This is a genomic window from Micromonospora sp. M71_S20 (genome assembly GCF_003664255.1).
GTDB lineage: Bacteria > Actinomycetota > Actinomycetes > Mycobacteriales > Micromonosporaceae > Micromonospora.
Window position 1 is genome coordinate 469,573 of record NZ_RCCV01000004.1, and the last position, 11,574, is coordinate 481,146.

The 11,574-nt window shown below is 72.8% G+C and carries 8 protein-coding genes; 7 read left to right on the plus strand and 1 reads right to left on the minus strand.

Features of this window, described 5'->3' with window-relative positions:
* Positions 1–137 precede the first annotated feature (137 nt).
* The 6 genes from DER29_RS31210 to DER29_RS31235 are packed head-to-tail and all read left to right on the plus strand — an operon-like array spanning position 138 to position 9,004.
* Positions 138–3,221, plus strand: a complete 3,084-nt coding sequence (locus DER29_RS31210) for an amino acid adenylation domain-containing protein (RefSeq protein ID WP_158619122.1) — start codon at positions 138–140, stop codon at positions 3,219–3,221.
* A gap of 28 nt (positions 3,222–3,249) precedes the next feature.
* Positions 3,250–3,507 (plus strand): acyl carrier protein, encoded by a 258-nt coding sequence (locus tag DER29_RS31215; protein ID WP_148710155.1) that lies wholly within the window; start codon positions 3,250–3,252, stop codon positions 3,505–3,507.
* On the plus strand, positions 3,504–3,746 hold the full coding sequence (locus DER29_RS31220; protein WP_121401203.1) for a phosphopantetheine-binding protein: 243 nt from the start codon (positions 3,504–3,506) through the stop codon (positions 3,744–3,746). The genes DER29_RS31215 and DER29_RS31220 overlap by 4 nt, the downstream gene beginning before the upstream one ends.
* On the plus strand, positions 3,733–5,274 hold the full coding sequence (locus DER29_RS31225) for an amino acid adenylation domain-containing protein (protein ID WP_121401204.1): 1,542 nt from the start codon (positions 3,733–3,735) through the stop codon (positions 5,272–5,274). The genes DER29_RS31220 and DER29_RS31225 overlap by 14 nt, the downstream gene beginning before the upstream one ends.
* A gap of 11 nt (positions 5,275–5,285) precedes the next feature.
* Positions 5,286–8,144, plus strand: a complete 2,859-nt coding sequence (locus DER29_RS31230; protein WP_121401205.1) for an amino acid adenylation domain-containing protein — start codon at positions 5,286–5,288, stop codon at positions 8,142–8,144.
* A gap of 32 nt (positions 8,145–8,176) precedes the next feature.
* On the plus strand, positions 8,177–9,004 hold the full coding sequence (locus DER29_RS31235) for a phytanoyl-CoA dioxygenase family protein (RefSeq protein ID WP_121401206.1): 828 nt from the start codon (positions 8,177–8,179) through the stop codon (positions 9,002–9,004).
* A 202-nt stretch (positions 9,005–9,206) separates the two neighbouring features.
* Here the strand turns inward: DER29_RS31235 and DER29_RS31240 are convergent, their stop codons facing one another.
* Positions 9,207–10,610, minus strand: coding sequence for an MATE family efflux transporter (locus tag DER29_RS31240; RefSeq protein ID WP_199729627.1), 1,404 nt, complete (start codon positions 10,608–10,610; stop codon positions 9,207–9,209).
* Positions 10,611–10,619: 9 nt separating this feature from the next.
* Between DER29_RS31240 and fabD the strand changes: the two genes are divergently transcribed.
* Positions 10,620–11,573, plus strand: coding sequence for an ACP S-malonyltransferase (fabD, locus tag DER29_RS31245; RefSeq protein ID WP_158619123.1), 954 nt, complete (start codon positions 10,620–10,622; stop codon positions 11,571–11,573).
* Position 11,574: the final 1 nt, after the last annotated feature.

Below are 11,574 nucleotides of genomic sequence, written 5' to 3' on the forward strand. Positions count from 1 at the left end.
CACGACCGCCGGTCGGGCGGGCCGCTCACTTCGGCATGGATGGGACGGTAGGGCCGTACGACCGCTGGCGAGGGGCGCATCCGAGCCGCTCATGACGGGGGGAGCATGTGAAGCCATCGCGGCCGGACCACGCCCGCGTGCCGCTCAGCGTCCAGCAGCGCGCCGTGCATGTCGCACAGCAGTTCGTCTCGGACGGCGCGGGTTACAACGTCGCCGTGGCGTACCGGCTGACGGGTGCCCTGGACGAGGGGCGCCTGGACCGGGCCCTCACGGAGGTGGTCCGGCGTCAGCCACAACTGCGCGTCCAACTTCAGGAGGAGCAGTCCGTCACCTATCAGGTGCTCCAGCCGGCACCCGCGTCGCTGCTGCGGACCACCGACGTGGTGGCGGACGACCTCGACGCGCACCTGACGGCACTGTGCGCGGTGCCGTTCGTGGCCGAGGACTCCGTACGGCTGCGGGCCCACCTGCTGCGTCAGCACGAGGCGGCGGCACTGCTGCTGATCGTCTTCGACCACCTCGCGGTGGACGCGCCGTCGCTGCCCGTGTTCCTGGACCAGTTGTCGCGTGCGTACGCGGGCGTCGCCGAACCGGAGACCGACGGCCCCGACTACTTCTCCTACGTGCGGTGGCAGCAGGACTTCGCCGCCTCCCCGGCCGGCCGGGCCGCGCAGCGGTTCTGGCAGGAGTCCCTGGACGGGGTCGACCCGGGCTGCGGCATCGCCCCGAGCACCGTCGGGTCGGCCGCCGTCGAGCCCCGCGTCGCGTCGATCGCGGTGCGGCTGCCCGCCGACCTGGACGCCCGGGCCGCCCGCATCGAGGTGACGCCGTTCTCCGCCTGCATGGCCGCGTACACGTTGGTGTTGCAGCACTACACCCGCAGCGATGACGTCGTGGTCGCCTTTCCCGGCGTCGACTGGCGACGGCCACGGTACCGGCACGTCGTCGGCCTGTTCTCCGACATGCTTCGACTTCGCGCGCCCTGCCTGGCCACCCCCAGCCTCGCAGAGTACGTGCGCCTGGTGCAGGACCGGGTCATGGACGGGGTGGAGCACCAGGGCGTCGCACTGGCCGCGGCAGGGTCGGGCGGACGCATGATCCAGCCGGGCCGTCCTCCGCTGCCGGCGGTGCTCTCCTTCAACGACGCGTCCTTCCCCCTCCTCGCCCTGCCCGGCGTCGTCAGCGAGCCGGTCGAGTTCGCCACCCGGGGCAGCAAGGCCGAGCTGTTGCTGTCCATCAACCTGCGCGGGGGAGTGCTCACCGGGCGGCTCGACTACTGCACGAACCTGTTCCAGGCCACCGAGGCCGACGCCATCGCCCGCGGATTCGAGACAGTGCTGGCCCAACTCCTCGCCGATGCCGACGCCGGCGCCCCGCTCACGGTGCGGCTGGCGGACCCCGAGACCGAGGAGCGCATCCTCACCGACTGGTCCGTGGGGCCGCCGGCCCACACCGGCCCCGGCATCGTCGAGGCGTTCCGTGCGTGCGCCGCCGACCGGCCCGACGCGCTCGCGCTCGTCGCCGGCGATCGCACCGTGAGCTACGCCGAGCTGGACCGGTGGTCCAACCTCCTGGCCGCGGAGATCGGCGCGCTGTCCCTACCGCCCGGTTCGGTGGTGGCGCTGTGCATGACGCGCTCCGCGGCGTTCGTCGCGGCCGTGCTCGCGGTCCTGCGGTGCGGCCACGCCTTCCTGCCCGTGGACATGGAACAACCGGCCAACCGACGCTCCTTCCTGCTGAGCGACGCCGCGGCCGGCGCCGCCGTCGTCACGGCGACCGCCGACGCCCCGGCCGGGCTGCCGGTGGTCGTCGCAGCACAGGCGCCTCCGCCGGCCGGGTCGGCGGCGCCGCTCACGCACGTCGCCGCCGACCCCGCCGCTCCGGCGTACCTGATCACCACCTCGGGCACCACGGGACTGCCGAAGACGGCGGTCGTCCCGCACCGCGCCATCCTCAACCACCTGCGTTTCAAGCAGCACGAGTTCGGCCTCGACCGCACCGACCGGTTCTACTTCAAGACCTCACCGGTGTTCGACGCCTCCGTCTGGGAGTACCTGACTCCGCTGGTCATCGGCGCCGCTGTCGTCGTCGCTCCCGCCCACGCCCACCGCGACCCGGCCCTGATGCACACCGAACTGCGCACCCACGAGGTGAGCGTGGCGCAGTTCGTGCCGACCCTGCTCGGCGCGATGCTCGCGGAACGCTCCGACTGGGACTGTCCGCGCCTGCGCTGGCTCTTCTGCGGCGGGGAGCGGCTGACCCGTGAGACGGCCGCCGCGGCGGCCGCCGCCACCCGCGCCCGCGTGGTGAACCTCTACGGGCCGAGCGAAACCACCATCGACGCGACATTCCATGTCCTCGCCGACGGGCCGCTGGAGCCCGACGCGGACCCGCCCATCGGTCGGCCCGTGGCCGGGATGCGGGCCTACGTCCTCGGCCAGGGCGGACAGCTGCTGCCGCCGGGGTTCCCCGGCGAACTCCACGTCGGGGGCGTCGGACTGGCGCTGGGCTACGTCAACCGCGACGAGCTGACCGCGAAGGTGTTCGTGCCCGACACCGTCAGCCGCCAGGGCGGCGGCCGCCTGTACCGCACGGGCGACCTGGCCCGGTGGTGCGGCGACGGCGACATCGCCTTCCTGGGCCGCGAGGACGGCCAGGTCAAGGTCCGCGGACTGCGCGTCGAGCTGGAGGGCGTCCGGCGCGTCGTGCTGCGCTTTCCCGGGATCGTCGACGCCCTCGTCGCGGTCCATCCCCGACGGCCCGACGCGCTCGTGGCGTACGCGGTCACCCTCGACGGTCTCGACGCGGCGCGGCTGCGCGCGCACCTCGCCGGGGAGTTGCCCGCCGAACTGGTCCCCGCCTACCTGGTCGCGATCGACCGGATCCCGACCGGGAACACCGGCAAGGCCGATCCCCGCCGCCTGCCCGTGCCGGAGGTGGGTCTCCCGGTCGGCGCCGACGCACAGCCGCGCGGCGTGGTCGAGCGGAAACTCGCCGACCTCTGGGCCCGAGCGCTCGGCGCCGCGCCCGAGCGCCTGCCGCGCGACGTGCCCCTGTTCGCGCTGGGCGCCAGCTCGATGACGCTCATCCAGGTGCACCGCGAGATCCGCCGGGAGTTCGCGGTCGAGGTGCCGGTCACCGACCTGTTCAAGTACCCGACCGTCGCGGCGCTCGCCGCCGCGCTGACGGAGCGCCTCGACCGCGCCGCCCGCCGCGACTGACCATCGGCCTGTGGAGAACGGAGTGACGATGTCCAATGCCACCCAGAATCCGCCGCAGCACCTCGTCGACGAGGTGCGTGCGGTGTGGGAGAAGGTGCTGGGCCACGCCGACTTCGGCGACGAGGACCCCTTCTTCGAGGTCGCCGGAGGCAACTCGCTGACCGCCGTGCAGGTGATGGTCGAACTCACCGACCGCGTCGGCAACCGCCTGCCGATGCGGCTGATCCTGCGCAACCGTACGGTCGTCGCGCTCGCCGCTGCGATCGGTGCGGAGGCCGCCCGGTGACGCGGTCCACCGCGCAGGTCGTCGCGGACGTCATCGCCGACGTCCTCGGCCTGGACGAGGTCGATCCCGCCGACAGCTTCTACGACCACGACGGCACGTCGCTGCAGGCGCTGCGGATCTGCGCGCGGATCGAGAGTGCGACCGGAGTCGCGCTGACCCCGGTCGACCTGCTGGACAACGACGTGTTCGGCGACTTCATCGCCCTCGTGTCGGCGAGGTCCGCCGGTGACGCCGGCTGACGGTGCGGGGCAGGCACTGGTCCACCAGGCGGTTGCCCGGTCGGCCGAGCAGTTTCCGCACGCCACCGCCCTCGTGCACCAGGGGTCACCGGTCGAGTACGCCGAGCTGCACCGGCGCGCGCTCGCCGTGGCCGCACGCCTCGGTGCACACGGGATCGGTGCGGGTGCGATCGTCCCGCTCTGCGCACACCGCTGCCCGGAGCTGGTCGCCGCCCAACTCGGCGTGCTGTGGTGCGGCGCGGCGTACACGACCATCGACCCGCGGTGGCCGACGCCGCGCCGGCTCGCCATCACCGACCTTGTCGGGGCCGCCCTGGTGCTCACCACCGATCCGGGTCAGGACTGGGGCGGCCGCACGGTCCTGCCGCTGACGGCCACCGACCCGGCCCCTGGACCGGGCGGCACGGCCCACCCGCCCACCGCGCCCGGGACGGCGATCGACGGGGAGGCGGCGGCGACGGTCGTCTTCACCTCGGGCACCACTGGCCGGCCCAAGGGCGTGGTGCTGCCGCACCGGGCGTTGACGCGGATGTTCCGTGCCACCCCGCCGCCAGGTTTCGGTCCCGGCCACGCGATGCCCCAGGGGGCGCCGCCGTGGTGGGACATGTACAGCTACGAGCTGTTCGGCCAGCTGATGACCGGCGGCACGTCGCTGCTCGTCGACGGCGACTACCTCACCCCCGGAGAACTGCGCCGGATGGTCGAGCAGCACGGCGCGACCACGCTGCGCCTGACGACCTCGCTGTTCGCGCTCTTCGTCGACGAGGACCTCGACAGCTTCGCCGGGCTGGGAACGGTGCTGGTGGGCGGGGAACGCCTGCCCGCGCCGCACGCGGCCCGGTTCCTGCGCCGCCACCCGCGCACCGAGCTGCTCAACGGGTACGGCCCCACCGAGAGCTGCATGCACGCCACCACCCACCGAGTGCGGCTCGAAGACTGCGCCGACGGTGCGGACATCCCTCTGGGCTCACCCGTGCCGGCGACGACCGTACTGGTGCTCGACGGGCAGGGCCGGATCTGCCCGCCCGGGAAAACCGGCGAGATCTGTGTCGCAGGCGACGGCCTGGCCACCTGCTACCTGGGCGAGCCGGAGCTGACCGCCGGCGCGTTCGTGCCGGTGGAGATCGGCGGCGAGACGGTGCGGGCATACCGCACCGGCGACTACGGCCTGATCGATCCGGCCGGGCTCCTGCGCTTCCGGGGCCGGCGCGACCGCCAGTTGAAGGTCGGCGGCCATCGCATCGAACCCGCGGAGGTCGAGGCGGCGGCCCGACAGTCACCCGGCGTACGGGACTGCACGGTGACCGTCGTCGACCAGGCCCTGGCGCTGTTCTACGTGCCCGGCGACGATCCGGGCGGACCCGCGGCGCTGCGCCGCGACCTGCTGAACCGGCTGCCCCGGCCGCTCGTCCCGACGATCGTGCGGGCCCTGGACCGGTTCCCACTGACCCCCAACGGCAAGCTCGACCGCGATGCGCTGGCGAACGCGGCCCGTACCCCGACGACCCGAACCCGGAGCACGCGTTGACCGTCCACCCCATGACCCACGAGCAGGAGGCGATCTGGCTCAGCGACGCCTTCGCGGAGAGCAGGTCCCGCTACACCGTGCTGTGGACGCACCGCATCCACGGCCCGCTCGACACCGGCGCGCTCGCCCTGGCGATCGACCGCCTGACATCCGCACACCCCGGGTTGCGCACCCGGTACGGGCTGCACGAGGGGCAGCCGGCTCAGATCGTCGAGGACACGGGAGCGGCGCTCGAGAGCGAAGACTGTCCGCCGGAGGCGGTCGAGCGGCGGCTGCGTGAGCTGGCCGAACTCGATCTCGACCTGGACCAGGCCCCGATGCGGGCCTTCCTGCTCCGGCTCGGGCGCGAGGACCACGTGCTCGCCCTCCTGCTGCACCACATCGCCATGGACGGTTGGTCGCTCCAGGTCATGGCCGACGACATCGCCCGCTGGTACGCCGACCCGACGCTGCCGCCGGTGCCCGCGCTGACCATGGGTGAGTACGCGCGGCGGCAGCGGGCGCAGGAAGCCGACGCCGCAGCCGTGGCCTACTGGCGTGACCGGTTGCAGTCGCCGCCACAGTTCACGACGGTCCCGGCCGACTGGCGGCGCCCGGCCGAGATCGGACACGCAGGGGACCGGGTCGAGTTCGTACTCGACGGCGCGACCGCGCAGGCCGTGCGGGCCGTCGCGCGCGCCGGGCGCACCACCGCGTTCACCGTGCTGACGGCCGCGTACGCCGCCCTGCTGCACCGCCACGGCGGGCAGCAGGACCTCGTCGTCGGCACACCGGTGGCCCGCCGCGGTGCCGCCGAACTGGACCGGGTCGTGGGGTGCCTGGCGGATCTGCTGCCGCTGCGGCTCACGGTGACGCCGGAGATGTCGTTCGCCGACCTGGTGGCGGCGGTCAAGCAGGAGAGCCTGGCGGCGCAGCGGCATTGCGGCGTACCGCTCACGACGATCGTCCGCCAGACCGTCACCGCCGGCGAACCGGATCGCTTCCCACTGTTCCAGGCGGTCATCGGGATCGACGACGGCGAGTCGACCCAGCTGCGGCTGCCCGGTCTGCGGGTCGAGCCGCTGGAGGTGCACACCGGCACGAGCAAGTTCGACCTGCTGCTACGGCTGAGTGGATCCGACGGCCCGGTGCTGGGCATGCTCGACTACTCCACCGAGCTCTACCACCCGGCGACCGCGCGGCGCCTGGTCGACCGGTTCCGGACGCTGCTGGCGAGCGCGCTCTCCGAGCCGGGTCGGTCGATCGGCGACCTCGACCTGCTGGCCCCTGACGAGTTCGACCTCGTCACGCGGGTCTTCGCGCAGGCCCCGGCGCCCACCACCCGGCCAGCGCTGGCACACGAGGCGTTCGAGGCGCAGCGGCAACGCACCCCCGACGCGATCGCGGCCATCTGGCGGGACCGGCAGGTCACCTACGCCGAGGTGGGTGCCGCCGCCGACCGGCTGGCCCAGGTGCTGCACCGGCAGCGCGACGGGGGACCGGTGCGACCGATCGGGATCCTCCTGGAGCGGTCCGTCGACATGGTCGTCGCGGTGCTGGCGGTGCTCAAGTCGGGCGCCGCCTACGTGCCGCTGGACCCGACCTACCCAGGCGAGCGCCTGGCGTACATGTTGGGCGACAGCGACGTGGCGTGCCTGCTCGCCCAGCCGTGGCTGGTCGACGCGGTGCCGATGCCCGACGGCGTCACCGTCCTCGAACCGGATCGATGGTACGACCTGCCGGACGGAGCCGGGTCCGCGCTGCCCGTCGCGACCGAGGCCGACCTCGCCTACCTGATCTACACCTCCGGCTCCACCGGCCTGCCCAAGGGCGTGGCGATGCCGCACGGCCCGCTGGCCGGACTGGTCGCCTGGCAGTGCGGTGACTCCGCCTGTGGCCCCGGTGACCGGACCCTGCAGTACTCGGCGCTCAGCTTCGACGCGTCGTTCCTGGAGATCTTCAGCACCTGGTCGACGGGCGGCACGTTGGTGCTCGTCGACGCCGAGGAACGGGCCGACTACGACCTGCTGCTGGCGGTGATCGGGAAGCACGCCGTACGGCGGATGTTCCTGCCGTTCGCGGCGTTGCAGAGCATCGCCCAGTACGTGACCGCACTCGGGCTGGAGCCGCCGCCCCTTCGGGAGTTCGTCTGCGCGGGCGAGCAGATCCACGTCACGCCGGCGATTCGGCAGTTCTTCGCCGCACTCGACGACGCGACACTGTTCAACCAGTACGGCCCGAGCGAGACGCACAGCGTGACATCGCTGCGGATCGACGGTGATCCGGCCACGTGGCCACTGCTGCCGGCGATCGGCTATCCGATCAACAGCGCCCGCGTCACCATCCTCGACGACCGGCTGCGACCCCAGCCGGTCGGTGTCGCCGGCGAGCTGTGCGTCTCCGGGCTGCCGCTGGCCGACGGCTACTGGCGCAAGCCCGAGCTGACCCGGGAGCGCTTCGTCGACAGCCCGCTGCCCGGAATCGGGCGGCTGTACCGGACCGGCGACGTCGCCCGGTTCCTCCACGACGGGCGGATCGAGTTCCTGGGCCGGCGCGACGGGATGGTGAAGATACGCGGTTACCGCGTCGAGCTGGGCGAGGTCGAAGCCGTGGTGCGCCAGGCGCCCGGCGTCGTCGGGGCGGTGGTGACCGCAGAGACCCTCGGGGTGGGCGACACCCGCCTCACCGCCTTCTACCGCACCGCCTCGGGCGAGCAGCTCGACCTCGACACGCTCCGCCGGGCGATCACGGCCCGGGTGCCCGACTACATGCTGCCGTCGCGGTTCGTCCACCTCCCGGCGGAGTTCCCCCGTACGCCGAGCGGGAAGGTCGACCGGCTGGCGCTCGTGCGCGAGCACGGCGGTCGACCGGCCTCCCCGTCCCACCGATGACCGTCCCCCACGTCCAGCGGAGTCGCAAAGAGATGATGTTCTCCCCGACCGACCTTGCCGCACTGCGCTCCCGCTACGAGGAGCATGGCTGGTGCTCGCCGGCAGCGCGGCTGAGCGCCGCCTCCGTCTCGGCTGTCCGCGAACGCATCGACGAGCTGTGCGCCTCGGCGCGACCCGAGGTCGTGCACGAGGACGACGGCGCCACGGTGCGCGCGGTCCACGGGTGCCACGCATTCGACGACCTGTGCGCGGCTCTGGTGCGGACGCCGGAGTTGGTGCGCCTGGCCGAGACGCTGGTCGGCGGCGAGGTGTACGTCTACCAGTTCAAGGTCAACCTCAAGCAGGCGGAAGAGGGGGCGGCCTGGCCGTGGCACCAGGACTTCTCGTTCTGGCACCTCGAGGACGGCATGCCCCGGCCCGCTGCCGTGAACATCGCCATCTCGCTGGACGACGTGCACGACGGCAACGGGCCGCTGCTGGTCGTGCCGGGGTCGCACAACGACGGCATCTACGAACTGCCCCGGGCGGAGGGGCAACGGGGCACGCACTGGCGTGAGCACGTGTCGACGACGCTGACCTACACGGTGAGCGACGAGCGCGCGGCCGAGCTGATGGCGGCCAAGGGCGGCCTGCGCATGACCGGTCCCGCCGGGACGATCAACGCGTTCCACCCCAGCATCCTGCACTCGTCGTCCAACAACGACTCGCCCGACCGACGCGCGTTGCTGCTCATCACGTACAACAGGGTCGACAACGCGCCGGCGGCCCCGACGCGGCCGGAGTTCCTGGTGTCGCGGGACACCACGCCGATCACCGCGGGCCCGGACGACCGCCTCACCCTCGTCGCGGCGAGCGCCTGAAGCCGCCGGCCGCCGTCGAACCGGGCCGGCTTCCCGCGGCCTGACCCGGGGCCGCCGGGCCTTGGCGGGCCCGGCAGCATGCCGGGCCCGCCGCCGCGCGAATCGGCGGACGACGCACCCGTCGCCGTCCGCCGAGGCGATCGGGTGCCTCATCCGTGTCCGAAGCGGGCCGCTGCGGACACGGTGGAGCGCGACGGGCCCGTCACACGGGCGCCGGCTTCCGCAGCCCGCCGCTGACGCGCAGGAATGCGGTGCCCTGGCCGATCCCGACCAGCACGTTGATCACCACGAGCGCGGTCCAGAGCCCGATGATGCCCGTGGCGGAGGCGACCGGCAGGGCGATCACGGCGAGCACGCCGTAGAGGACGGAGAACACGAGGAAGCTCGGCACGGTGCGCTTGAGGCCGGTGAGGCCGAAGCCGAGGACGGCCTGGAGACCGTCACCGAGGATGGCCAGGGCCACGACCGGCAGCAGAACGACCATCACCTCGCGGACGTCGGGATCCGCGGTGAACAGCGGGAGGAATACGGGGCGCAGGACGACCAGCAGTGCGCACAGCGTCCCGACCACGGTGGCGGCGACCAGCAGTCCGGCCCGCACGCTGCGGCGAACCCCCGGGATGTCGGCGGTCGCGGCCCGGCTGCTGACGAGCGGGATGCCCGCCTGACCGACCGCGACGGCAGCAGTGAAGGTCAGACCGACCAGCGCCGTGGCGATGCTGTGCGCGGCGGCGGCGGTCGTGCTGATCCGGGCGGCGGCGAACGCGAGCACGCCGAGGACGCCGAACTTGACCAGCACGGTGCCGGCCATGGGGATGCCGACCTTGGCCAACTCGAGCACCCGGCCAGGGTGCAGCCGGGCCACGGCGAGGCCCGACAACGGGATGTCGAGCTTGGCGCACAGGCCGAGCATGGTCATCACACAGGTGGCCAGGTTCGCCACCAGCATGGCCAGGCCCGAACCCACCAGGCCGAGAGCCGGCAGCGGCCCGATTCCGTTGACCAGCAGCAACGACAGCACGGCCGTGCACGCGGCCGCGACCAGACCGGCCCGCATCACGATCTTGCTGTGACCCAGGCCGACGAGGCTCGAGGAGGCCATCGCGGCGATCGAGCCCAGCAGCACGGACCCGGCCATCAGCAGCGGGAAGTAGCCCAACTCGGCGATCGTCTCGTCCGGTACGCCACTGGAACGCGCCAGCAGGCCCGCTCCGGACACGGCGGCCGCGCCGAGCAGGCCGATCGTGACGGCGAGCCAGGTACCGTCACGGACCACCCTGATCACGCTGTCACGGTCGTCGGCCGACGCCGACACGAACGGCATGACGCCGCGCACCGCTCCGGTGACCGCGGCGGTCGCCGGGAAGTAGACGGCGCCGGTCAGCGCGAACGCCGCGAGGGCCACCGTGCCGAACCGGCCCAGTGCGGCAGTGTTCACCAGCGCGCTGACGGACGCCGCGATCATCGAAAGGTACAGCGGCGCGGCCACTGCGACGATCTTTCTCGTGTCGCCGCGCTGGTCTGCCGGTTCATGCTCGGTCACGGAGTCCTCCGGTCTTCGGCTATTGTCGCTGATCAATTGACTACAGTCCGGCCGGCGACCCAAGCTGGAGACATGCTCGCATATCGGTTCGCCGCGCTATTTCCTGGCCAGGGTTCGCAGAGGCCCGCGATGGCCGCCCAACTCGCCGCTGCTGACGCGCGATCGCGCACGCCATACCTCGACATCGCCGACGATCTGCTGGGCATGCCGCTGCGCCGACTGTGCCTGCAGGGTTCGGCCGACGAGTTGCGCGACACGGCGGTGGCCCAGCCGGCCATCCTGCTCACCAGCCTGATCGCCCTCGAACTGCTGCGCGAGCGTGGCCTGGAGCCGTCCGTCACGGCCGGACACAGCCTCGGCGAGTTCACCGCGCTGGTCGCCGCAGGAGTGCTGGAATGGACCGACGCGCTGCGGCTGGTGCACCGCCGCGGGCAGATGATGTCCAGGGTCGGGCAGGCGGCCCCCGGCGGGATGGCCGCGGTGCTCGGCATCGACGCCGCCCGCGTCGAGGAGATCTGCGCCCGGGTGACGCGGACGGGCGACGGCACCGTCGAGGTGGCCAACTACAACTCCGAACGCCAGACGGTCGTCTCCGGCACCACGACCGGGGTCGCGGCGGCGAGCGCCGCCGCCCGTGAACTTGGTGCCGACGTGGTCGCGCTCAAGGTCTCGGCACCGTTCCACTGCAGCCTCATGCGTGACATCGAGCAGGAGTTCGCGTCGGCCCTGGCCGAGGTCGCCTTCGCCACGCCGAGGATTCCGGTCGTCTCCACGGTCACCGCACAGCCGTTGATGGACGGGCGGGCGGCCGTCGCGGCACTGCAACGTCAGCTCTGCGCGCCCGTGCGCTGGCACGAGGTCGTCCGCGCGCTCGCCGAGCAGGAGGTCAGCACGTTCGTCGAGGTCGGCGCGGGCCGTGTGCTGACCAACCTCGGCCGCGCGATCGCCCCGGGCATCCCTACGGTGCCCGCGGGCACCAGCGCGCAGCTCGACGCGGCGACGGTCCACCTCCGCGCCCCGGCCTAGG